The sequence below is a fragment of the Castellaniella sp. genome, from assembly GCF_004321985.1.
Lineage (GTDB): Bacteria > Pseudomonadota > Gammaproteobacteria > Burkholderiales > Burkholderiaceae_B > Castellaniella.
The window spans coordinates 31,912-53,654 of the sequence record NZ_SCQN01000007.1 but is presented as its reverse complement, the minus strand read 5'-3'; the positions used below and the strand labels follow the sequence as shown (position 1 = coordinate 53,654).

The window sequence follows — 21,743 nt, the reverse complement described above, 5'->3', positions numbered from 1 at the left end:
AAGATAAATACCTTGCGAATTTCCTCAACTGAAATTCTATAGATTGCTTTCTTTATCTCAAGATCAGAACAAAGCAACACTTCCGACCAGTTTCGAGTCGTGTCGCGCAAGGTATAGATGATCTTAGAATGAATAAATTGGTTTGCTAAAAATGGCAGCGATACCCTTTTCTCGACTTCTTTTTCGAAGTGATAGAGTTCGTCAACATCCCAGAAATTGAGTTGTGTGACTAGCTTGCCATTCCATGGAGCACAGTGAACCGGCACCTGATAGTTCTGAGATTTAGATGACGTCTTCTTGTGCTCCAACAATACACGAATCATGAAAAAGGAGATCATCAGCTCCTTTTCAAAATTGACAACAGCCCCCTCGCTCCATCTAGGCGGACTCTTAGATGAGCGCAGTCGCCTTGCGTGCGCTATGAGGTCTTCCTTCCAGTAGCGAGATTCGATCATTGATGCGTAACATCTGAATCAAAGTAAATTGTGAATCAGCACCGCATAGATACAAACAGAAGGGCCACTTCTGGCCGAAAGCAGCTGGTCGTGACGAATATCGATGCCCAGATGGGATTATCCAGTGGATTTTTCCGCACCCGGGTCGTGGTAAATGCTATCCAGAAGTGCAACACGATTGTCCTAGACGTGTCTTTCTACTATTTTCCGCAGTCTTGGGTGTAGCCATCAGGAACTGTTCTTCATACCCAAGGCCCAGCTATCGAGACAGGTCTGTTCCAGCTACCCCGTAACTCAGCGCCCTAGTGCCTTCTCGATCTTCTTATCAGTGTTGTACTGGCCAAGCGAATACACGGCCCAGATCGCCGCCGGGATCCAGCCGATCAAGGTGAGCTGTAGGACCAAGCAGATGATCCCCGCCAGGGGGCGGCCGATGGTGAAGAAAGCCAGCCATGGCAGGAGCAAGGCGATGAGCAGGCGCATGGATGGTCTCCGGCGTGGGTTGAAAGGGGTCATTTTAATTCACACTGCACCACGCCAACGTCCGAGACGGCGCGGCCCGTCCAGCCCACAAGTGGCCTGACCCAAGAAGCACAAATTCTGGCAATCCCTGTCCTCGTCCTCGATATCCTCTAAGATGCGGCTTGGCAAATTTGCCACCGACCGACTTCAGCATCGAGCCCTTCATGAAAAAAACCGATCTAGAAAAACAAAAAGCCCTGAAACTCATGGGCAAGCTCAATGCAGCGATCCCGCCGAGCCGCTACGCGGGCGCCGCGCCTGCTCTGGATCGTCGCGAACAGCGGCGCCTGGACCATGCCGCCGGTCTGGTGTCCTTCCCCGTCAAGCTGCACCAGCCCCTGATTTCGGCCTTGAACGCGAAGGCACAGGCCGAACACATCAGCGTCAACGAATTGGTGAACACGCTGCTGACCGAAGCCCTGAAGGGCTAGCTCATGAAGATATGGGTTGATGCCGACGCCTGTCCGGTCGTCATCAAGGACATCCTGTATCGGGCGGCGCAACGATTGCAGCAACCGCTGACGCTGGTAGCCAATCAAATGCTGCGCACGCCGCCATCCCCTTTGATCCGGGCGGTCCAGGTGCCACAAGGATTCGATGTGGCGGACAGCTATATCGTCGAACATGCATCTTCCGGCGATCTGGTCATTACCGCAGATATCCCCCTGGCAAGCGAGGTCCTGCGCAAAGAGGCGCTGGTACTCAGCCCTCGCGGCGAGTGCTACACCGCCGACAGCATCAGCGAACAGCTGACGATGCGGGACATGATGGAGGAGTTGCGGAGCGCTGGCGTCGATACGGGCGGGCCATCAGTTCTTAGCCAAGCGGACAGGCGTGCATTTGCCAACGCGCTGGACAAGCTGTTGCAGAAGGCGCTTCGGATGGGCACGGCAAGGGTTGATGTCGACAAGCCATGACCATTCAGCGACGTGCACTAGCTCCCGGGAGGGCGCTTCTCCCTTCTCCCTCTATTCTCCCTTCTCCCTCTACATCTACAGCATTTCGTCCGGCGTGAAAGGAGTGAGCACCTTCTCCAGCAGCCGCAGCCATGCACTGGTGTCGGGATCATGGTCCGCGACGCGCGGGTGATCGGCGGGCGGCTCGTACCAGCGCAAGGCGCCATCCGGTGTCAGTTCGACCTTCCATGCGCCCGCTGAGATGACCGCCTGTACCTGGGCGGCGGCTTGTTGCGCCAGTGCCGTGTTGCGAATCACAAGCGCAATTTCCGTGTTCTGCAGCTTGGAGCGCTGATCCAGGTTCATGGAACCAATCGCGATGGTGTGTCCATCCACGATGACCAGCTTTGCGTGCAGTGAAGCGCGTGAACCCACGTTCTCGGAGCCCAGTACCGTATCGCGTAGCCGCGTGCGCTGGCGTGAACGCATCTCGAAGAGTCCCACATTCAGCTTCAGAAGCTGCTTGCGGTGGCGCGCGTAGCCGACCTGCGCCAGCAGCGCATCGGTTGACGACAGAGAATTGGTGAGTACCTGAACGCGAACGCCACGCTTTTTCAGATCTGCGAATAGCGCCATCATCTGCGGGCCCGGCACGAAATAGGGCGAAACGATGATCACATCGCGCTGTGCGGTGTGCAGCAATGACAGGAGGCCCTCGATCACGGCGCCATTGGCATGCGGGTCATCGCTTTCGGGTACGAGCTTCAGAGGGCTATCCACCAGTAGTCCCGCAGGGGCCCAGACCAGCGGTAGCGACCCCAGATCCAGCGCAGAGGGCAATGCCGGTGTCGGGGTGGGGGCAGTTGGGGATGCGGTCTGCGTTTCCTCGGGGGCAGGCTTGGTGGGTTCACGCAGGCGGGCCAGTTCAGCGGGCGTGATGAGCGAGGCCACAGGGTATGCGAGCGGATTATTCCAATAGCGGTCAAAGCTCGTGGACAGGCTTCGGACAACGGGGCCGGCAGCCAGCACGTCCATGTCGACGAAGTCGCGCCCGTCGGCCGTACCGAAGTATGCATCTCCCAGGTTTCGCCCACCCACGATGCCCCAGGCATTGTCGGCAATGTACAGTTTGTTGTGCATACGGTGCTGGATGCGCCGGAAGTCGTCCAGGGATCCCAGCGCCCGCAACGTGCCGGATCGGCGGTTGCCCGGTAGCGGATTGAACATGCGCATTTCCACACCGTGCACGTTGGCCATGCGCATTACTTGAGCATCGTGTCCAACGCTATTGAAGTCATCGAGCAGGATGCGTACCCGTACGCCGCGCTGTGCCGCCGCACGCACAGCGCGCAGCAGACTGGATACGGTGGGGTCCACGTGAACGGAGTAATACTGGATATCCAGTGTCTTGCTGGCCTGCTCGGTGATTGCGAGTCGGCCTGCGTAGGCCTTGTTGGGCGAGAGCAGCAAAGTGAAGCCGGACAGATCGTGTGGCACCGTGTCTGGCCGCTTGTGTTCGACGAGTTGTCCCAGCGGTGTGCTCTCGGGTTGCGCGAGCGCATGCGAGACCGGACGCTGTACGTTCTTGGGCAGGCCAGCGCAGCCTGCAAGCAGCAAGACGACTGCCGCGCTGCCGATGGACGCAAATCTCGTCATGGACCTAGCGATGTGGTTGCGCACGGAGTGATGGGATAGCTGCATGGTCTTCGTACACATGACAGATCCTCATCATCTCATAATGAGGCATGTGGATGTCTGTGGGTCTCAGGTCGATTCGCCGCGTTCGCGATATGATCGCCAATGTCGTCAGCACGTTTCCCAATAAGGCATCACCATGTACCCCATTGTCAGGACTTCAATTTCCATCGTGGCCGCCACGGGACTGCTTCTGTTTGCAAGCGTGGGCCAGGCCTGGGCGCATGCACAACCGGCGCAGCAGACGCCTGCCCCAGATGCGACCGTCAGTGCCCCAGCAGCGGTCACCATTCTCTATACCGAGCCGATCGAAGCCGCCCTCAGCCGCCTGAACGTGCTGGATGCGCAGGGCAAGCAGGTCAACACGGAAAAGGCCCATTTCACGGATAGTGACCACAAGTCGATGCAGGTCGCTTTGCCGAAACTGTCTCCGGGTCAATACAAGGTTCAGTGGGTCGCGGTGGCGGACGATGGTCATCGCACCCACGGCGGTTATACCTTCACCGTCAAATAGCGGATGGGCATGGTGAGTCTGGCCGCCAACTGGTTACAGCCGTTTTTTTCGTTCTGGGTCGATGCCACGCTTTCCGTCGTGGTAGGCGTGTGGGTGGTGTCTGGCGCGGTTCCGCAACGGGCCAGGCGGCCGCTGCTCGCTATCCTGCGCGTTGCCGCCGTGGTGCTGGGGCTAGGGCTCGCCGCTTACCTGAGCGTGGCGACGGTGGCCATGACCGATACCGGCCCCGCCGAGTTTGCCGGATATCTGTGGGTCGTTCTCACCGGGACGGACTTTGGCGCAATGGCCTGGGTGGCGGCCTGCGCCTGGATAATGCTGATGTTCGCTGCGTTTCCAGGGTACGCCGCGCTGCGGGCGGTGGACGGCCTCCCCCTATGGGCACTGGTGCTTTGGGGTTCCGGCGGGGCCCTGCTTGCCTATGCGCGTGCCGCCACGGGGCATGCGGCTGACCATGGGTTCTTCAGCTTCGCGGTCTTGGCGCATACCGTACATGTCTTCGCAGCGTGCCTGTGGGTCGGTGCGGTCTTGGTATCCGTTCGCCTTTTGTGCTTTTGGAAGAGCTGGGCGCCGTCAGAGCAGAGTCGGCTGGCTCATCGGCTCTCGTCGCTCGCGACCGTTGTCGTTCCGCTGGCGGCGGCGTCGGGCATCGTGAATGCTTTTCGCGCGCTCGGCGGAGCAGATCACGTCTGGGAGTCGCCGTACCTGTGGGTATTGCTGGCCAAACTCGTGCTGGTCGTCGTGGTCGTGATCTTGGGCAGTTGGAATCGTTGGGCCTGGATGGTGCGCCTGGATGCCGGCCGGCCGGGTGCGCTGCGCGGCTTTGCCAACGTCCTTGCCGTCGAGGCCGCCGTGATCTGCGGCGTGCTGCTGCTGGCCGCCAAGCTGGGTACGATGGCCACGCCGACCTGATGGGTCTCGTATGGCCCAGCGACCACGCGTCGCCTTGCTTTGAACCTCAGTGCGCCGTGCCGTGTTCAGAGAGCCCTTAACCGAGGCTTAATGCAGAGCAACGAAAAGTGAGTTGGCAGCCGGGGGGTTCTGGCTGATGATTGACTACTACGTCATTCGCGGGCGCCCGGAATCGGAATCTCTCGGATTGCTCATTCTCGGTGGTCAGCCCGTTTCTCATTTTCGAGGCTAAGCGTTTATATGAATAGCAATCGCGCGATAGGACTGGCCGTCGCTCAGATGGGACCAGTAAATCTGGCGGATTCGCGTGAGGCCGTGGTGCGCCGGTTATTGGAAATGTTGCGCGAGGCAAAAAGCCGTGGCGCGGAAGTCGTTGTATTTCCCGAACTTGCCCTGACCACCTTTTTTCCACGCTACTGGATGGAAGACGAGGGTGAGCTGGACAGGTTTTTTGAGAAAACCATGCCGAATCCGCGGGTCCAGCCACTTTTCGACGAAGCGAAAAAACTCGGGTTGGGTTTTTATCTGGGCTACGCCGAGCTCACGCCCGAAGGCCGGCGTTTCAATACCTCCATTCTGGTCGATAAAACTGGGAACATCATCGGCAAGTACCGCAAAATACATTTGCCGGGCCATTCCGACCACAAGCTGGAGGCGCCGTTCCAGCATCTGGAAAAGAAGTATTTCGAGGTGGGAGATCTCGGTTTTCGGGTATTCGACTTGCACGATACGCGTTTCGGCATGTGCCTGTGCAACGACAGGCGTTGGCCTGAAACCTATAGGGTCCTGTCATTGCAAAGCGCCGAGATTGTCGTCCTGGGCTACAACACGCCCTCGGTCAATATTCACTGGAACGAGCCAGTCCATCTTCGCACGACCACGCACCTCATCTCGCTGCAGGCCAATGCCTACCAGAATGCGTTGTGGGTTGCCGCGGCCGCCAAGTGCGGCTCTGAAGACGGGTTCCACATGATAGGCAGTTCGGTCATCGTTGCGCCTACCGGTGAATTGGTCGCCCGCGCCCTGACTGAGGACGACGAGGTGATCGTGGTCAAGGCCGATTTGCGGATTGGCGAGAATTTTCGCAAGCACGTATTCAATTTCGCCAAGCATCGTCGGCCTGAATTTTATCGGCTCATCGTGGATCGCGTCGGGGCGGGCGAACCTCTGCCGTAGCGGTTTTTGGGATACGCACTCATGGAACAAGGCTTCGATCTGACTGTCCGCCGCGGGCGCATCGTGACCGACGACGCGATCATTGAGGGCGATGTTGGAATACGCGATGGCCGTATTGCGGCCATCGCCGCGAAGCTGCCGCCTGGCACGCGAGACGTCGATGCCGCCGGCCGGTGGGTGCTGCCCGGAGGAATCGACAGCCATTGCCATGTGGAGCAACTCTCTGGAATGGGGGTGATGAGCGCCGACGATTTTTACTCGGCGACCGTGTCGGCGGCGTTCGGCGGCACCACCACTATCATCCCGTTTGCGGCGCAGCACCGCGGCACGTCCATCCCCGAGGTCGTCCGTGACTATGCCGAGCGTGCGCGCACCAAGGCTGTCATCGATTACGGGTTCCACCTCATTCTGGCCAATCCCGACGAGCCGACCCTGGCCCGCGATTTGCCCGACGCCATCCGGGGCGGGATTTCGTCACTCAAGGTCTACATGACTTATGACAGCCTGAAGCTCGACGACTACCAGTTGCTGGATGTGCTGGAATTGGCTCGCGAGCAGGGGGCGCTCGTCATGGTGCACGCGGAGAACAACGACATCATCAAGTGGCTGGCGAAGCGTCTGCTCGAACGGGGACACACCGCGCCAAAGTTTCACGCAGTGGCGCACGACCCGCTGGCCGAAGCCGAGGCTGCGAATCGCGCCATCACGTTCTCGCGGCTTCTCGATGCGCCGATTCTCATCGTGCACGTCGCCGGCGGCGACACCGTCGAGCTGATTCGCGGCGCCCGCCATCTGGGGGCGCACGTGCTGGCGGAAAGCTGCCCCCAATACCTGTTCCTGACGGCGGAGGATCTGGACCGCGCCGGCCTGGAAGGCGCCAAGTTCTGCTGTTCGCCGCCGCCGCGCGATGCTGGATCTCAAGAATCAGTCTGGCAGGGATTCCTGGACGGCACCTTGCAGACGTATTCATCTGATCATGCGCCGTATCGGTTCGACAAAACCGGCAAGCTTCCGAAAGGTGAACAGACGACCTTCAAGGACATGGCCAATGGCGTTCCCGGGCTGGAACTGCGCATGCCGCTTCTGTTCAGCGAGGGCGTGCTCAAGGGCAGGATGGACATTCACCAGTTTGTCCGGTTGACCGCTTCGAATCACGCGGATCTGTATGGGCTCGCTCCCAGAAAAGGACGGATCGCGATAGGCGCCGACGCGGATCTTGCTATTTGGAACCCTGACCGGGAAACCCGCATCGCGCATGCGGATCTTCATGACGAAGTCGGCTATACGCCTTATGAGGGCCGTGTCATCAAGGGGTGGCCAGAGGTCGTTGTCTCTCGCGGGCGGGTAGTCGTCGAGAACAATGTGTTGCATGCCGAACGAGGAAGTGGCCAATACTTGCGCCGAGGGTCGCCGCGCTTTGAGTGGCCCCAGCCCCGTGCCGGCGCGTCGCGGCGGCCGGCCGGTCTGGTGGCGAGGGCGTTGGCCAGCGACAAAAGCGCCTGAGGCGGCGTGCTTTCCGAATTTTCGTGTTGTCCCATTCGTGCAGTATCTCTCTGAACGAGGGTCGTGGAATGGCGGTTTACCTGAACGACGAGGTGGTTGCGAGCCAGTTGTCCATTGCGGAAGCGGTCCGCTGCGTGGATGCGGCGTTTCGTAGCCTGGCGCGCGGCGAAGCGACGAATGCGGTCAGGGTGCGGATGGCTGCTGATTCCTCCGTCATGAACATCATGTGGGCATGCGCGCCCGCCATCGGGATGATGGGCGTCAAAAGTTACGTGACCGCGGGGCGCGGCGTGACCCGAGGAGCGGCTCTCGCACTGATGTTGTATTCGATGGGGACGGGCGAGATGGTGGCGCTCCTGGAGGCGAATCGCCTGGGTCAGATACGTACTGGTGCGGCCACGGTGATTGCCACCCGTGCAATGGCCAACGAGAATCCCGTCGTGCTTTCCGTCTATGGGACTGGCTTCCAGGCCGAATACCAGGTCAGGGCCTTGCTGGACTCTGTGACGACGATTGCCGATGTCCGGGTGGTGGGGCGGGATCCTCAGCGGCGGGATGCATTCATCCAGCGGCTGGCAGACACTCATGGCGGTGTGCGGTTTTCGCCGGCCGATTCGAAGTCGGCGGCATCCTCCGCCGACGTCATCGTGACGGCGACCAATAGCGCGACGCCTTTGTTCGAGGCGGAGTGGTTGCGGCCCGGCACGCATATCAATGCTATCGGGTCGAATGATCCGAAAAAAAGAGAAATCGGCAAGGAGGTTCTCGAACGAGCCGGCCTGGTCCTCGTCGACGACCTCGAGGTGGCCGCGAAGGAGTGCGGTGATCTTCTTGTGAACCAGTGGGATGTGTCTCGGATCGGGGCCCTGGGCGACTTGCTCCTGGGCAGGATGCCGGGTCGTTTGCGCAGCGACGAAATTACCATTTTCGAATCCCAGGGGCTGGCCGTGCAGGATCTCGTGTGTGGCGCAGCCGTCGTAGAACAGGCTCGGAAGCGGGGCCTGGGAATCCGGCTGTCGCACTGACCTGCGGTACACGAGCGGCCGACATGTGCCGATCGAGGCTCGGCGGAAATTGCAGTATTGCATTCAATCCAATCAAGATGGTTTTCGCATGAAAAAGGAGACAGGATCATGACAACCAGATTCGGAACGTATGACGATTTTGGGCACAGGCTGAAAATTGCGGCGGCCAGTATCGTAGCCATGGCCGGGCTGATGGGCTATTCGGCTGCCAGCGTGGCTGCGAGTAGCTCGGCCCAAGCGAAAAGCATTACCCTCGGGACGATCTTGCCGCTTACCGGGGCCACCGCACAGAACGGCGAGAACTCGCTTCGCGGGATCCAGCTGGCGGTGGAAGAAATCAATGCGGCTGGCGGCATCAAGTCGATGGGCGGCGCGAAGCTGGAACTGACGGTTGCCGATGCGACCAGCGATCCGGCCAAGGCGGCGTCCGCGGCGATCAACTTCCTCTCCAAGAATAAAAAGCCCTTGGCCATGGTCGGGGCCTATGCCAGCGGGCTCACGGAGACGATTGCGCGCGTGACGGAACGGGCGCGAATCCCGCTGCTCAGTACATCGTTCGCGGATACCCTGACCCACCAGGGCTATAAATTCTTCTTCCAGCTGCCGGCCGCAGCGTCGAAGATGGGCACGGCCCAGTTCCGCTATGCCTCGGAGGTAGCAAAGGCCAATGGCCATCCGCTCAAGAAGGTCGCCATCGTGTATGCGAATAACGCGTACGGTGCGAGCCAGGCCGCAGCTCTGAAGAAACAGGCTCAGGAAAGCGGTGTCGATGTCGCACTGTACGAAGGCTATTCCCCCGAGATTACCGACGCGAATCCTGTCGTCGCCAAAATCAAGGCTTCGGGGGCGGACAGCGTTTTCTCCATTGCTTATGTCACCGACGGCGTGTTGCTGATGCGCGCCTTGAAGTCATCGGGCAGCACCCTGCCGATGTTCGGTGGAACAGGAGGGTACGTGACTCCGGATTTCCTGAAGGTGCTGGGTTCGACGGTAAATGGGGTATTCAGCGTCACGACTTCCAATCCGGATGATTACGGCGCCATTGGTGAAGCCTATCAGAAGAAATACGGCATGTTCATGCCCCAGGAGGCGCATGACAACGCAGCCGCCGTATTCGTGATTGCCCAGGCCCTGGAAGAGCATCCGACGACCAATCCGGTTGAACTGGCCCAGACCCTTCACAAGGGCAAGTTCAACCGGAGCGCCGCGGGGTCCATGCCCGGGGGTGTGGTCGAATTCGATGCGTCCGGCGTCAACATCCATGCAGCGCCGTTGATGGTGCAGTGGCAGAACGAAAAGCTTGTCGGGGTCTGGCCGGGAAATCTGGTCAAGGGCAAGCCTGAGTGGCCAGCGGCCGCGAAGAACTGAGTCCGCACGATCGGTCTGTCATCCGCCGGGCTGCTCGATCGGGCCCCGGCGGGACCGCCTCGATGAATAGAGACGAGATTCATCGCCGAAATTCATCGCCGATTGTCGAAGGTTCGACCATAGGATAACCAGAAGATATGCTGCATCTCATCTTGCAGTCCGTTGCGAACGGGGTCCTCATAGGAAGCGTCTATGGGCTGATCTCGGTCGGATTGACGCTCATGTTCGGTGTCATGAATATCGTCAATTTCGCCCAAGGCGAGTATCTGATGATAGGCATGATGGCCGCCTATTTCTTGAGCAAGTTTCTGCAACTCGACCCGCTCACCGTTGCTCCGCTCGTCGGAGTCGTCGGCTTTCTGTTCGGCATGCTCAGTGAGCGCCTGGTCATAGAGCCCATCATCAAGGCGCCGCAGTCCGCCCAGATCATTGCGACGGTCGGCCTGGGCCTGGTGCTGGCCAATGGGGTCGCCCTCATCGCCGGGAACAATTTTCTCAGCGTGACCACGTCCTACCAGAGCCAGACTTTCAATGTGTTGGGCCTGTCGTTCTCAGCCAGCTTCGTGTATGCGGCCGTTTGTGCGTTGATCATGGCGATCGTTTTGAGCCTGTTCCTGAACAAGACCCGCTACGGGAAGGCCATGCGCGCCACATCCCAGAACCGGTCAGCGGTTCAGTTGATGGGTATCAATCCTCGCTGGATGTACATGCTCGCCTTCGGAATAGGTTCCGCATTGACCATGATAGCGGGGGCCGTGATATTGCCATACACGCTGACTTACCCGTACATAGGCCAGCAGTTCATTCTCATCATGTTCACTGTCGTCGTTCTGGGCGGGTTGGGTTCAGTCCGAGGGGCCATCATTGCAGGCCTGGTGGTGGGGGTGATCCAGTCGATGTCGACCTTGGTGTTGCCGATCGAGATCCAGAATCTTCCGGTGTTTGTCGTGTTCTTCTTTGCCCTGGTGCTCATTCCGGGGGGTGTGCTGCAGCGCATTCGTCGCGGGGGGCAACGCTGATGGCTACGCATATGACTACTCGTACCGTGAATTCCCGTATTCCGGCAGTCATCGGATGGATCGTCCTCCTTGCCGTCCTGTTCACGGTTCCGGTGTATCTGACCAGCGAATACGACCTGAGACTCGCCGTGCTCGTCTGCCTGCTGGGTGGCGCATCCGTCGGCTGGAATCTTCTCGGCGGCTATGCGAATCAGATCTCGCTCGGCCACATCACGTTCTTCGGAATCGGGATGTATACCGTTGCGATCTTCCAGTCCTCATTGCACTTCAGCCCCTGGCTCGCCATTCCGGTGGCGGTGGTGTTGTCGATTGTGGTCGCCGCGCTGATCGGGTGGCCGAGCTTTCAGTTGTCCGGCCACTATTTCGCCCTTGCCACGCTGGCGCTTCTACCCGTATCCGAACTGATCGCCAGTGGCTGGGACAGCTTGACGGGTGGCGCTAGAGGGATCTCCGTCCCAATCCTCCCATCCGGGTTGTCGACGCTCCAGTTCGATACGCCGGAGCCTTTCTTCTACGTGGCGGCAGTCTTTCTGGTCGTTGCGCTGGTGATTGCGCGGATGGTCCGCTTCTCGGCGCTGGGGATGCGCCTGGCCGCCATCCGGTCGAATCCGGAGGCCTCTACTCTGGCTGGTGTAAACCAGTTCCAGTCGAAGATGACGACGTTGCTCATCAGTGCCGCCATTGTTGCCGTCGCAGGCTCTTTGTACGGCGCCTTTCTTCAGTATGTCGATCCGCGTACGGCGTTTTCCTGGGACACCACGTTGAATCTGGTGCTGTTTGCCATCGTGGGTGGGTTGCAGTTCTGGTGGGGGCCGTTGCTTGGAGCGGCCATTCTGATTCCGATCAACGAATATGCCTCGCTGCAGTTGAGCGGCAATCTGGCAGCGTTGGGGCCGCTGGCGTATGGGGTCATTCTTCTCTTGCTGGTCATCTTTCAGCCGCGGGGCCTGGGAGGCTTGCTTCATGCGGGATTCCAGCGTCTTGAACGGAGGGTGGAGAAATGAGTCAGCCCATCCTCAAGGTGGAGAACGTCGACCAGCGCTTCTCCGGCCTGCACGCCCTGAAACGAGTGAGCTTCGAACTGATCGAGGGCGAGATTCTGGGCATCATCGGACCGAATGGCGCTGGAAAGTCGACGTTGTTCAATGCGATCGTCAGCCTGGTGCCGCCGGTCTCCGGCGCCATCTGGTTCAGGGACAGGAATATCGTCGGGCTGCCCACCCATCGGATTGCGGAGCTGGGTATCGCCAAGACCTCGCAAAGCGTTCAGGTATTCGGTGAAATGACGGCGCGGGATAACGTGGCGGTAGCGGCATTGCTGACCGCGAAATCCGTGTCCGCAGCTCGTGCGGCGGCGCAGGAAGAGCTCGAGTTCTGGGGGTTGGAAGGGCATGCCGACACCTTGGCCCAGGATCTCCCCCTGGCCCAGCGGTCCTTGCTGGAATTGGCGCGCGCCATGATGCTGCATCCCCAGGTGCTCCTGGTTGATGAAGTCATGGCAGGCCTGAACGAAATCGAGGTGGACGACATTCTGGACAGGCTGGTGCGCATCAACCGGGAACGCGGCGTGAGCCTGATGGTCATCGAGCACAATATGCGCGCGTTGATGAAAATTTCATCGCGGATCCTTGCGCTTGACTACGGTTCGGTCCTGACGGTGGGCAAACCTGAAGAGGTGAGCCGCCATAAGCAGGTGATTGAAGCTTACCTGGGAGTGGAGTGAATGGGCCTGGAGATCAATGAGTTGCACGCTGGCTATGGAAAGATCGAAGCCCTGCATGGCATTTCCCTCAAGGTCGAGGACGGCGATTACGTGGCGGTGGTGGGCGCGAACGGAGCCGGGAAGTCGACGCTCCTGAAGGCGATTTCCGGCACGGTGCAGGTCTTCGGAGGAACGATTTCATTTGACGGCAACCTGCTCACGAAGATGCCTGCACACAAGATTCCCGAATGCAGAATCGCGCACGTCCCGGAGGGCCGGCAGATATTCCCCGGCCTGAGCGTGTTCGACAATCTCATGATCGGGGCCTGGCTGGTCAAGGATCATGATCAGCGGTCGCAAAGGTTGAGCCTGATCTACGACTTGTTCCCGCGGCTCAAGGAGCGCTCCTCGCAGTTGGCGGGCACGCTGTCGGGGGGTGAGCAGCAAATGGTTGCCGTAGGACGGGCGCTGATGCTGGGACCGAAACTGATCATGCTCGACGAACCGTCACAGGGCCTGGCGCCGAAGCTGGTCAACGAGATGTATGAACAGCTCAAGCAGGTCCACAAGCTGGGGACCAGCGTGCTTCTGGTCGAACAGAACACGACCTCGGCACTGAAGTATTCCACACGGGCCTATGTGATGGAGCGGGGCAGGATCATCCTGAGCGGGCTGTCTGAGGAACTTCGCAACAAGGAGGAGATCAGGCGCGCCTATCTGGGGATTTGAAGCGCACTTCCGGGGTGGCTGGGTTTCTTGATGATGAGGGAGGTTGGCGTGTCGGTCATTTCACTTTTGGATCAGGCGGTCAGTATTGCGGCGGGCGTCAATCTGGCTCGCGTTCCGGACGCGTCGCTCAAGCGTGCCGGACACATCATTGCGGATACGATCGGGGTCAGCCGCGCCGGTGCGCGCCAGGAACCGATGGTTCGCCTGAGTGGCCTCGAACGCAATCGGGGGAGGACGGCGGAAGGGCCGCGCTATGGCGCCACCGTGTTCAGCCCCTCCATGGTCCGGGCGGACCCGGAATGGGCGGCATTCCTGAATGCCACGGCGGGAAGCTTCGTCGAGCTCGATGAGGGAATGCGCCCCACCGGGCACCCCGGGATGCAGGTCGTGATTCCGGCGGTGGCGGTGGCGGAAGCGGAAAAAGCCCATGGACAGACGCTGCTGCGCGCGGTGATCGCGGGGTATGAGGTGACCGCGCGATTGTTCACAGCGTACCGCCTCACGTATCCCACGCATCCGCACGGGCACTTCGGGGCGGTCGGCGGCGCCGTCGCCGTCGCCATGGTGCTGGACAGGGATCCCATTGAGGCGGCCCGGATTGCGGCGACGAGCCCGATCCTGTCGATCTGGGACGCCTGCTTCGAAGGTGCAACGGCCAGGAATACCTGGATGGGTGCCGCCGCCGAGTTGGCGGTGAGATCGTCGACGCTCGCCGAGGCGGGCTTTACCGGCTCGCCTACCAGCCTGGAACTGTCGTTCGGGAAGCTGGCGGGCACCTTGGTCGATCGCGATGCGCTGGTGGCTCCGCTGGATTATTCGGTGTTGGGCGTGACCCGGAATTACTTCAAGATGCATAGCGCCTGCGCCCTTAGCCATGCTGCCGTCGACGCCGTCAGAAAATTACCGCTGATCGATCTGGCGCACATAGAGCGCATCCAGGTGGAAACCGTGAGCAACAACATGAAGCTCAACCGACAGGCGGAACCCAATGACTTGTCTGCGCGGTTCTCATTGCCGTACGTGGTGGCTGCCGCCGTGCTGCGTCGCGGGATGGGGGCGGACAGCTTCCACTTCGAGCCAGAGACGGCGCAGCTTGCCGAACGCATCGACGTGCAGGTCACCGACGATCTGGAAGCAAAGTGGCCGGATGCCTCGCCGGCGCGCATTACCGTGCTCGCTTCGGGCGGTAGAACCTATACGGCGCAGGTCGACAATCCCCATGGGCATTATCTCGATCCTCTGACCGAGGCCGAGGTCAGGCAAAAGTTCTTCGAACTCGTCGACGACAATTCACTGGCGAAGGCCTGGTGGGACCGGCTGGCCGACTTGTCCCGGGTTCCGGATTGTTCCCGCCTGTTTCAGGAGGCGGGCAGCCATGCGGATTAGCCTTCTCGCCACGGGGGGGACGATCTCCACGAAGCAGAGCGGGACCGGCGCGGTCCCCGCGCTGGATGCGGAGGTCCTGGCGGCTGTCGCGCGGCAGTCGGGCGGGGAGGTCCTGATCTCCGCACGGAATGTGTCGCGGTTGTCCAGCCGCAGCATGACGCCGGCAAGCATGTGGGATCTGGCATGTGCGGTCGAGGAGGAGATCCGAGGCGGCTCCGACGGAGTCGTGATCACACATGGCACCGACACCCTTGAAGAAACTGCCTATGCGCTGTCCCTTCTGGTACGAACCCCGGTGCCGGTCGTCCTGACCGGTGCGATGCGGGTGCCTGGTTCTCCAGGTGAGGATGGCCCCGCCAACCTGGCGGCTGCCGTCGCAGTTGCCGCGACGCCCCGGTTCTCGGCTTACGGGCCGGTCGTCGTCCATCAGGATGAAATTCACCTTGCCCGCTGGGTGGCTAAGGTTCACAGCACCCGAGTGGCTGCGTTCGGCTCGCCTCCGGCCGGCCCCGTCGGGATGGTTATAGAGGGCAGGGCGGTGCCCTTCTTCGGTCCGCTGCTTTCGGATCGTTTGCCCAGTCCCGTAGCCCCCTGCAAGCGGGTCGAGCTGCTCTGGTTCGCGGCCGGGTCCGATGGCTTCGTGGTCAATGCGATCAAGGATCGGGTCGACGGCCTCGTCATTGCGGGAGCTGGCGGAGGGCACGTTTCGCCGCCCCTGGCGGAGGCGCTCGTAGAGGCGGCGACAGGGGGGGTGGCCGTGGTATTGGCCAGTCGTTGCGCCAGCGCGCAGGTCCTTCGGGCAACCTACGGGGGAGTAGGCGGAGAAATACATTTGTTGGCGTCGGGCCTGGTGTCCGCCGGCAGCCTGTCGGCGGTCAAGGCCCGGCTGCGGCTGATATTCGGGTTATCAGCCGGGCTTTCGCCCGCCGAGTTGTTTGTGTCGGGGGAGTGAATTCCCGAAAACAATTTTTCATGGATGATGAGGATCATGACTGCGAATCAGAAGACCCGGGTGGATACTCACAGGCGCTATCAATATTCCGCCATCAGTGATCGGCCGGTTTATGAGTGGCCGCAGGGCAAGCGTCTCGCCCTACATCTCAGCTTGAATATCGAGCATTTCCGTTTTGGAGCGGGTTTGGGCAATGACTACGCAGTCTCTCAGCCTCACCCCAACATCCGGAGCTTCGGCTGGCGCGACTATGGGAACCGGGTGGGTGCGATGAGGCTGCTTGACCTGGCCGATGCCTATGGCTTCAAATACGGGCTGCTCGTGAATTCCGATGTGTATGCCTACTGCCCCGGGCTGATCGAGCGTTTCTCCGAAAAAGGACACGAAATCGTGGGGCATGGCCGCACCGACTCCGAACGGCAGATCGACATGTCTGAAGAGGAAGAGATCGCATGCATCGCGGAGGTGACCGAGACCCTGCGCAGTCACGAAGGGGTGTCCCCCAAGGGGTGGCTGGCGCCGTACATATGCCAGACGAGCCGGTCGCTGGAACTGCTCAAGGAGAATGGATACGAATACATGATGGACTGGCCGATCGATGATCAGCCGATATGGTTCACTACCAAGCATGGTCGTATCTTATCCATCCCATACTCGCATGATCTGAACGATTCCATCGAGTGCGTGTCGCGGCGCACGCCGTCCCAGATGTTCTGCGACAACCTGATCGACCAGTTTGACGAGATGCTCGAAGAATCGCGAACTCGGCCGCTCGTCATGAGCATCGTCCTCCACAGTTTCGTCCTGGGACAGCCTTATCGCTTGCGGCAATTCCGCAAGGTCATGGACCACATTGCCCAGCATCGAGGCGAGATCTGGATGGCGACGCCCGGCCAGATTGCCGATCACGTGAAGTCCCTGCCACCTGGCATAGTCCCCGGGGATGGGTCGGAGCCGAGCCAGGCATGAGCGCGTTCCCCAGCAACACAGTGGTAGGCCTCATCTGAGCGTGCTTGGTGGTCTGCCGCTGGCAGTCTTCCACAGTCGAGGCCTCTCAAGTGTCGGCAGGAGGAGCAAGGCCTCGCTCGGCCAGCACGTTGTTGAGTTCCTTGACAAAGGACGTCGCCATAGAAGACAACGGTTCCGTCCTCAGGTAGACGAGATCGGCGATGATGGCTGGTGCGTTGGACACTGGTGCGACGACGAAGCTAGCCTTCGGCCAGGCCTGCAGCGAAAACTCATCCACCAGCGCGATGCCCGCGCCTGCGTCGACCAGTGAGCAGGCGTTTTGCGGCGACCCGACTTCCATGGCCACCTGCAAGGTTTCTTGCGACTTAATGAACAGCTGTTCGATGCGCGCCCCAAAAGGAGTGTCGGGCGGGTACGTGATGAGCGGGTATGGCCCCAGGTCCCGGGGAGTGATGGATTCTCGTGACGACAGCGGATGATGCGGCGGACAGATGCATAGAAGCCGGCCCTTGGCGATGGGCGCCGCGGTCAGATTGGGGTGATCCACCGGCAGGATCGATACGCCTATCTCCGATTGGCGGCTGAGCAGGTATTCTTTGAGTAGCTGGTAGCTCAGGTACCGGAAGTGTATGCGGACTTCGGGGTGTTTCTGGTGGAACCTGGCAAGTGCGAGCGGAATCAGAATATGCCCGATGCTGGGGCTGGTGACGATGCTCAGCATTCCGTGGCGTCGTTCTGCCAGCTCGTGCGTCAGGCGGTCGATGCGTTGCACGCCTCGGTAGACCTGTTCGATTTCCTGGTAAAGATGCCGGGCTTCTTCGGTGGGATGCAACCGCCCCTTGATTCTTTCAAAGAGAGGGAAGTCCAGCTGGCTTTCAGCGTGGGATAGGACCCGGCTCACCGCCGGAACCGATACGTGCAGCAGGCGGGCGGCATCACTGACCGAGCCCGTTATCATGATGGCCCTGAACACCTCGATCTGCCGTAAGTTCATTTTCGGTACCGTAATCCGCGCGCGGGGTCATCGAGATCGTACCCTTGGTACAGAAATGTTGCTAGGCGTGCGCCGATGGGTTCACCAGCGGCACGGTGCTGGCTGCGCCCGCACCCCTTTCCGCGCCCGCATCGGCGTCCTCACTGGTGGGCGGGCGCACGTCTGGCAGGAACATCGCCAGCAGTCCGATCAGTGGCAGAAACGAGCTGATTTGATAGACGAAATCAATGCCGTAACGATCGGCCACCGCGCCGAACAAGGCGGCGCCCAGCCCACCGAGACCGAAGCTGAATCCGTAGAAGAGCCCCGAGATCATGCCAATGCGGTGTGTGAGCATGTCCTGTGCGTAGACGATGATGGCCGGGTACGCCGACGCCAGCACCAGGCCGATAATGATGCTGAGCGCGACGGTCCAGCCCAGCCCCACATAGGGCAGCATCAGCGTGAAGGGTGCGCAGCCGAGGATCGAGAACCAGATGACCCACTTGCGGCCGACACGGTCGCCCAGCGGACCGCCGATCAGCGTACCGCCGGCGACCGCCAGAAGAAACACCCCCAGCAGATACGCGGCATTGTGGTCGGACAGCCCGAAGCGGTGGATGAGAAAGAACTCGTAGTAGCTGTTGATGCTGGCGAGGTAGAAGAATTTGGACACCATCAGGATGAACAGCACACCGATCGTCCGCCGCACGACCGGCTTGGGGTAGCGGCGTGCACCGGCTTGCCGCTTGGATTTGCGTAGGTCAAGGTGGTGTGCGTACCAGCGGCTGACCTGCAGCAGAATCACAATCCCGATCAGGGCCGCGAGCGTGAACCAGGCAATGCGCGCGCGCCCCTGCAGACCGTATTGCAGCACCAGGGCACCCGCCACGATCGGGCCCAGCGCTTGCCCCGTATTGCCGCCGATCTGAAAGAGCGACTGGGCCAGGCCGTAGCGCCCACCGGCGGCCGTGCGGGCGACCTGCGCCGACTGTGGGTGGAAGATGGAAGAGCCGCAGCCGATCAGCGCCACGGCGGCCAGCAGTATGGGATAGGAAGGGGCCACCGACAGAAGGATGACGCCTGTCAGCGTGAAGCACATGCCCACCAGGGTCGCGTATGGCAACGGATATCGGTCCGTCACCGCGCCCACGAGGGGCTGCAGCAGTGATGCCGTCAGCTGGAATGTCAGCGTGATGAGTCCGATCTGCACGTAGCTCAGGTGAAACTGCGCGCTGAGCAGCGGGTAGACGGTGACGATCAGCGATTGCATGATGTCGTTCAGCATGTGGCCGACGCTGACGCCCGCGATCACCGCATAGTGGGTGGTGGAACTCGATGTGTTGGAACTCATATGAGGAGTGAGACTCATTTTTGGATGCGCAGGAATCTGTCTTTTCCCAGCATAAACCCGCTCAAGAAGGCGCCCCCGGTGCCGATCCCGGAAATCATCCGAAGGCCTTTGGGCTCAACGCCCCTTTCGCGTGTCCTCGGACAGTAGATGCTCGAGCTCCTGGGCGACTTCGCGCGTGGTCTGCTGCAGTTGCTTCTCGTCGTGGAAAACCGCGTACTGGCGATCCAGCAGCTCCTGGTCGTAGCGTCGAAATCGTTCGAGTGCGTCGCGTGTCTCGTGCGCGGCCAGGCCCAGTCCTTCCATCACGCTCTTGGTGAGTTCCAGGCTTGAATACAGCGTTTCCCGCACGCTGAACTTCACGCCCAGTTCGCGCAGCAGGTGGTCATGATGCCGGTTGCGGGCGCGCGCGTAGATCTGCACGCCCGGAAAGTGATTATGCACGAGCGTCGCCACGTGAACCGAGTCCTGCACGTCATCGATCGCCAGTACGAAGATCTTCGCGTTGGCCAGGTGTGCGGCGCGCAGCAGATCGAGCCGTGATGCATCGCCGAAGTAGACCTTGTTCCCGAAACGGCGAATCGCGTTGACTTCGTCCAGATCCGCGTCCAGCGCCGTGAACGGAATATCCTGCATTCGCAGCACACGCCCGACGATCTGACCGAATCGGCCGAACCCTGCGATGACGACCTCTGTCCCCTTGTCAGTGATGGTGTCGAATTCCGGCGCCGCCCGACGCTGAGCGCGGACGGTCAGGACCCGGTCGTTGAACATCACGATGAATGGCGTCGCTACCATGGAGAGCGTCACGGCCAGATTGAGCAGGTCTGCCGTTCGCTGCGGAAACACGTGGTATGCCGCCGCAGTGGCGAAAATCACGAAGGCGAATTCACCGCCCAACGCCAGCACGACGGCGAAGTGGCGTGGCGCCGGAGCCGGCAGCCCGAAGGCACGCGCCACGCCATAGAGCACCAGCGCCTTCACCGCCAGGAAACCTGCCGTGACGCCCAGCACCTGCAGTGGAATGGCGGCGAGCAGACCCAGATTCACCGACATGCCCACAGCCACGAAGAACAGACCCAGAAGCAGCCCCTTGAATGGCTCGATGTCTGCTTCGAACTCGTGCCGGTACTTTGAATCGGCCAGCAGCATGCCGGCAACGAATGCCCCTAGCCCCATGGAAAGACCCATGCGTTCGGCGGCCAGGCTCGCGCCGATGACGATCAGCAGCGCCAGGGCGGTGAAGATCTCCGGCGTGCCAAAGCGCATGATGAAACCGAACATCCAGCGCAGTGCGTATCGGCCCCCCAGAAACAGCAAGGCCACGACGATCGCGACGACCACCAGCGTCGGCGCGAGGCCGGCACCTGACTCGCCACCCGCTATGCCCGTGAAGACTTTGAGCACTGCGAGCACCGGTATGGCCGCGATATCCTGAAACAGCAGCGTGCCGAATGCCGCGCGGCCATGATGGGTGGTGAGCTGCTTTTTTTCGGCCAGCATCTGCAGGACGAAGGCTGTGGAAGAGAGCGAGAGCCCGAACCCGACAATCAGCGCGGGCACCCAGGCCACGCCCAGCGCACGCGCGGCCAGCAGCAACAGGGCGGTCGTGGCCGCCACCTGCAGCGCCCCGATGCCAAAGACGGTGCGCCGCAGCGCCCACAACCGGGACGGCTGCAGCTCCAGCCCGATGATGAACATCATGAGCACGACGCCGATTTGCGAGAGGCTCAGCAGTGCGTGCACGCCAGTGATGAGCTGCAATCCCCATGGCCCGATCAGAACGCCGGCGATCAGATAGCCCAGGACGGAACCGAACCCCGATTTGCGCGATAGCGGTACCGCCACGCAGGCGGCAATGAGGAAAACGAGAATCTCGGGCAGGAAGGACATGAGCGGCTCTTTGCTTGTCTTCTTATCCGGAAAGGTGGCAACGAAGCCGTCACAAAGGCTACAACTGAAAATACGGCTCTACATCATAAACAATACGGGTAGACCGGCGTCTTGGCCACGGTCGCCGAAGGATACTTCGATCCGTGCTTTCACTACTCGGCTATCTTCGACGTTGTCGGCCTTGTAAAAGCCAGCGTCAGTCGGCAATCGCCCTGTATGCTGCCCAGGCGGCGACGCCCCATAGCGCAAGGATGATGGCCAGGCCGATCGAGCTTCGCGGCTTTTCCTTCTGGTCGCGAAACCATTGCTCCGACTGGGCCCTGCTGTCGGCGAGTACTTGCGCGGGAACGATCCGCAGCAACAGCCAGACGCCTGCGGGAACGATGATCAGGTCGTCCAGGTAGCCGATCACCGGAATGAAGTCTGGAATCAAATCGATGGGGCTGAGCGCGTAGGCCGTGATGATGGCCGCCAGGGCGCGTGCGTACCATGGAGTGTCGGGGTGCTTCAGCACGAACCACAGCGTCATCACGTCGCGTTTCAGGGCTTGCGCCCATGCTTTCAGGCGATCCATTTGATGCTCCATCCTCAATCTGCGATAGGTCCTCATTCCTGTGCATCAGGTGTAGGGTCGTTTCTCATATACTTTAATCGCACGCGGCGCGCCTCACAGGCGCAACGTAATGTTCCGGGATCGTTGTGGGGG

The 21,743-nt window shown here is 60.6% G+C and carries 22 protein-coding genes; 15 read left to right on the top strand and 7 right to left on the bottom strand.

Going from position 1 to position 21,743, the window contains the following annotated elements; genetic code table 11:
• On the bottom strand, positions 1-455 hold a 455-nt coding region (locus EPN31_RS01165; RefSeq protein WP_291768268.1), incomplete at its 3' end, for a hypothetical protein.
• Positions 456-749: 294 nt separating this feature from the next.
• On the bottom strand, positions 750-938 hold the full coding sequence (locus EPN31_RS01160; RefSeq protein ID WP_291768267.1) for a YqaE/Pmp3 family membrane protein: 189 nt from the start codon (positions 936-938) through the stop codon (positions 750-752).
• Between the two features lie 203 nt (positions 939-1,141).
• Here EPN31_RS01160 and EPN31_RS01155 point away from each other — a divergent pair, with 203 nt between their 5' ends.
• Together EPN31_RS01155 and EPN31_RS01150 are read left to right on the top strand one after the other, a co-directional pair.
• Positions 1,142-1,408, top strand: a complete 267-nt coding sequence (locus EPN31_RS01155) for a hypothetical protein (RefSeq protein ID WP_291768265.1) — start codon at positions 1,142-1,144, stop codon at positions 1,406-1,408.
• Between the two features lie 3 nt (positions 1,409-1,411).
• Positions 1,412-1,894, top strand: coding sequence for a YaiI/YqxD family protein (locus EPN31_RS01150; RefSeq protein ID WP_291768263.1), 483 nt, complete (start codon positions 1,412-1,414; stop codon positions 1,892-1,894).
• Between the two features lie 75 nt (positions 1,895-1,969).
• On the opposite strand, the gene EPN31_RS01145 is transcribed toward EPN31_RS01150, so the two are convergent.
• Complete coding sequence (locus EPN31_RS01145; protein WP_291768262.1) at positions 1,970-3,589, bottom strand: phosphatidylserine/phosphatidylglycerophosphate/cardiolipin synthase family protein; 1,620 nt, start codon at positions 3,587-3,589, stop codon at positions 1,970-1,972.
• A gap of 118 nt (positions 3,590-3,707) precedes the next feature.
• On the opposite strand from EPN31_RS01145, the gene copC reads away from it, so the two are divergent.
• From copC to EPN31_RS01080, 13 genes are all read left to right on the top strand, one after another.
• Positions 3,708-4,082: a copper homeostasis periplasmic binding protein CopC gene (gene copC, locus EPN31_RS01140; RefSeq protein WP_291768261.1), complete on the top strand. Its 375-nt coding sequence runs from the start codon at positions 3,708-3,710 to the stop codon at positions 4,080-4,082.
• A gap of 9 nt (positions 4,083-4,091) precedes the next feature.
• On the top strand, positions 4,092-4,991 hold the full coding sequence (locus EPN31_RS01135; protein ID WP_291768259.1) for a CopD family protein: 900 nt from the start codon (positions 4,092-4,094) through the stop codon (positions 4,989-4,991).
• Between the two features lie 240 nt (positions 4,992-5,231).
• On the top strand, positions 5,232-6,167 hold the full coding sequence (locus tag EPN31_RS01130; RefSeq protein WP_291768257.1) for an N-carbamoyl-D-amino-acid hydrolase: 936 nt from the start codon (positions 5,232-5,234) through the stop codon (positions 6,165-6,167).
• 21 nt (positions 6,168-6,188) lie between these two features.
• Positions 6,189-7,670, top strand: a complete 1,482-nt coding sequence (hydA, locus tag EPN31_RS01125) for a dihydropyrimidinase (RefSeq protein ID WP_291768255.1) — start codon at positions 6,189-6,191, stop codon at positions 7,668-7,670.
• Between the two features lie 68 nt (positions 7,671-7,738).
• The gene (locus EPN31_RS01120) at positions 7,739-8,695 is read left to right on the top strand and encodes an ornithine cyclodeaminase family protein (RefSeq protein WP_291768254.1); all 957 of its coding nucleotides are present in this window, start codon (positions 7,739-7,741) and stop codon (positions 8,693-8,695) included.
• A 108-nt stretch (positions 8,696-8,803) separates the two neighbouring features.
• Positions 8,804-10,063: an ABC transporter substrate-binding protein gene (locus tag EPN31_RS01115; RefSeq protein ID WP_291768253.1), complete on the top strand. Its 1,260-nt coding sequence runs from the start codon at positions 8,804-8,806 to the stop codon at positions 10,061-10,063.
• Positions 10,064-10,200: 137 nt separating this feature from the next.
• The gene (locus tag EPN31_RS01110) at positions 10,201-11,082 is read left to right on the top strand and encodes a branched-chain amino acid ABC transporter permease (protein ID WP_291768251.1); all 882 of its coding nucleotides are present in this window, start codon (positions 10,201-10,203) and stop codon (positions 11,080-11,082) included.
• 11 nt (positions 11,083-11,093) lie between these two features.
• Positions 11,094-12,086 (top strand): branched-chain amino acid ABC transporter permease, encoded by a 993-nt coding sequence (locus EPN31_RS01105; protein ID WP_291768249.1) that lies wholly within the window; start codon positions 11,094-11,096, stop codon positions 12,084-12,086.
• Positions 12,083-12,805: an ABC transporter ATP-binding protein gene (locus tag EPN31_RS01100; RefSeq protein ID WP_291768247.1), complete on the top strand. Its 723-nt coding sequence runs from the start codon at positions 12,083-12,085 to the stop codon at positions 12,803-12,805. Before EPN31_RS01105 ends, EPN31_RS01100 begins: the two co-directional genes overlap by 4 nt.
• The gene (locus EPN31_RS01095) at positions 12,806-13,513 is read left to right on the top strand and encodes an ABC transporter ATP-binding protein (RefSeq protein ID WP_291768245.1); all 708 of its coding nucleotides are present in this window, start codon (positions 12,806-12,808) and stop codon (positions 13,511-13,513) included.
• Between the two features lie 48 nt (positions 13,514-13,561).
• Positions 13,562-14,899 carry an MmgE/PrpD family protein gene (locus tag EPN31_RS01090; protein ID WP_291768244.1) on the top strand — a complete coding sequence of 446 codons (1,338 nt, stop codon included), beginning with the start codon at positions 13,562-13,564 and terminating at the stop codon, positions 14,897-14,899.
• Positions 14,889-15,851 (top strand): asparaginase, encoded by a 963-nt coding sequence (locus EPN31_RS01085; protein ID WP_291768242.1) that lies wholly within the window; start codon positions 14,889-14,891, stop codon positions 15,849-15,851. Before EPN31_RS01090 ends, EPN31_RS01085 begins: the two co-directional genes overlap by 11 nt.
• Positions 15,852-15,887: 36 nt before the next feature.
• Complete coding sequence (locus EPN31_RS01080; RefSeq protein ID WP_291768240.1) at positions 15,888-16,820, top strand: polysaccharide deacetylase family protein; 933 nt, start codon at positions 15,888-15,890, stop codon at positions 16,818-16,820.
• 85 nt (positions 16,821-16,905) lie between these two features.
• Here EPN31_RS01080 and EPN31_RS01075 read toward each other — a convergent pair whose 3' ends face one another.
• From EPN31_RS01075 to EPN31_RS01060, 4 genes are all read right to left on the bottom strand, one after another.
• Positions 16,906-17,814, bottom strand: a complete 909-nt coding sequence (locus EPN31_RS01075; protein WP_291768238.1) for a LysR family transcriptional regulator — start codon at positions 17,812-17,814, stop codon at positions 16,906-16,908.
• 61 nt (positions 17,815-17,875) lie between these two features.
• Positions 17,876-19,147 carry an MFS transporter gene (locus EPN31_RS01070; RefSeq protein ID WP_291768236.1) on the bottom strand — a complete coding sequence of 424 codons (1,272 nt, stop codon included), beginning with the start codon at positions 19,145-19,147 and terminating at the stop codon, positions 17,876-17,878.
• Positions 19,148-19,261: 114 nt separating this feature from the next.
• Positions 19,262-21,037, bottom strand: coding sequence for a monovalent cation:proton antiporter-2 (CPA2) family protein (locus EPN31_RS01065; protein WP_291768234.1), 1,776 nt, complete (start codon positions 21,035-21,037; stop codon positions 19,262-19,264).
• Between the two features lie 196 nt (positions 21,038-21,233).
• Positions 21,234-21,611, bottom strand: a complete 378-nt coding sequence (locus EPN31_RS01060; protein WP_291768231.1) for a YkvA family protein — start codon at positions 21,609-21,611, stop codon at positions 21,234-21,236.
• Between the last annotated feature and the right edge of the window lie 132 nt (positions 21,612-21,743).

Bases quoted from the DNA above. Each gene is read 5' to 3' on its own strand.
- EPN31_RS01160 (WP_291768267.1), bottom strand. From the start codon at position 938: ATGCGCCTGCTCATCGCCTTGCTCCTGCCATGGCTGGCTTTCTTCACC.
- EPN31_RS01155 (WP_291768265.1), top strand. From the start codon at position 1,142: ATGAAAAAAACCGATCTAGAAAAACAAAAAGCCCTGAAACTCATGGGC.
- EPN31_RS01150 (WP_291768263.1), top strand. From the start codon at position 1,412: ATGAAGATATGGGTTGATGCCGACGCCTGTCCGGTCGTCATCAAGGAC.
- EPN31_RS01145 (WP_291768262.1), bottom strand. From the start codon at position 3,589: ATGTGTACGAAGACCATGCAGCTATCCCATCACTCCGTGCGCAACCAC.
- copC (WP_291768261.1), top strand. From the start codon at position 3,708: ATGTACCCCATTGTCAGGACTTCAATTTCCATCGTGGCCGCCACGGGA.
- EPN31_RS01135 (WP_291768259.1), top strand. From the start codon at position 4,092: ATGGTGAGTCTGGCCGCCAACTGGTTACAGCCGTTTTTTTCGTTCTGG.
- EPN31_RS01130 (WP_291768257.1), top strand. From the start codon at position 5,232: ATGAATAGCAATCGCGCGATAGGACTGGCCGTCGCTCAGATGGGACCA.
- hydA (WP_291768255.1), top strand. From the start codon at position 6,189: ATGGAACAAGGCTTCGATCTGACTGTCCGCCGCGGGCGCATCGTGACC.
- EPN31_RS01120 (WP_291768254.1), top strand. From the start codon at position 7,739: ATGGCGGTTTACCTGAACGACGAGGTGGTTGCGAGCCAGTTGTCCATT.
- EPN31_RS01115 (WP_291768253.1), top strand. From the start codon at position 8,804: ATGACAACCAGATTCGGAACGTATGACGATTTTGGGCACAGGCTGAAA.
- EPN31_RS01110 (WP_291768251.1), top strand. From the start codon at position 10,201: ATGCTGCATCTCATCTTGCAGTCCGTTGCGAACGGGGTCCTCATAGGA.
- EPN31_RS01105 (WP_291768249.1), top strand. From the start codon at position 11,094: ATGACTACTCGTACCGTGAATTCCCGTATTCCGGCAGTCATCGGATGG.
- EPN31_RS01100 (WP_291768247.1), top strand. From the start codon at position 12,083: ATGAGTCAGCCCATCCTCAAGGTGGAGAACGTCGACCAGCGCTTCTCC.
- EPN31_RS01095 (WP_291768245.1), top strand. From the start codon at position 12,806: ATGGGCCTGGAGATCAATGAGTTGCACGCTGGCTATGGAAAGATCGAA.
- EPN31_RS01085 (WP_291768242.1), top strand. From the start codon at position 14,889: ATGCGGATTAGCCTTCTCGCCACGGGGGGGACGATCTCCACGAAGCAG.
- EPN31_RS01080 (WP_291768240.1), top strand. From the start codon at position 15,888: ATGACTGCGAATCAGAAGACCCGGGTGGATACTCACAGGCGCTATCAA.
- EPN31_RS01075 (WP_291768238.1), bottom strand. From the start codon at position 17,814: ATGAACTTACGGCAGATCGAGGTGTTCAGGGCCATCATGATAACGGGC.
- EPN31_RS01070 (WP_291768236.1), bottom strand. From the start codon at position 19,147: ATGAGTTCCAACACATCGAGTTCCACCACCCACTATGCGGTGATCGCG.
- EPN31_RS01065 (WP_291768234.1), bottom strand. From the start codon at position 21,037: ATGTCCTTCCTGCCCGAGATTCTCGTTTTCCTCATTGCCGCCTGCGTG.
- EPN31_RS01060 (WP_291768231.1), bottom strand. From the start codon at position 21,611: ATGGATCGCCTGAAAGCATGGGCGCAAGCCCTGAAACGCGACGTGATG.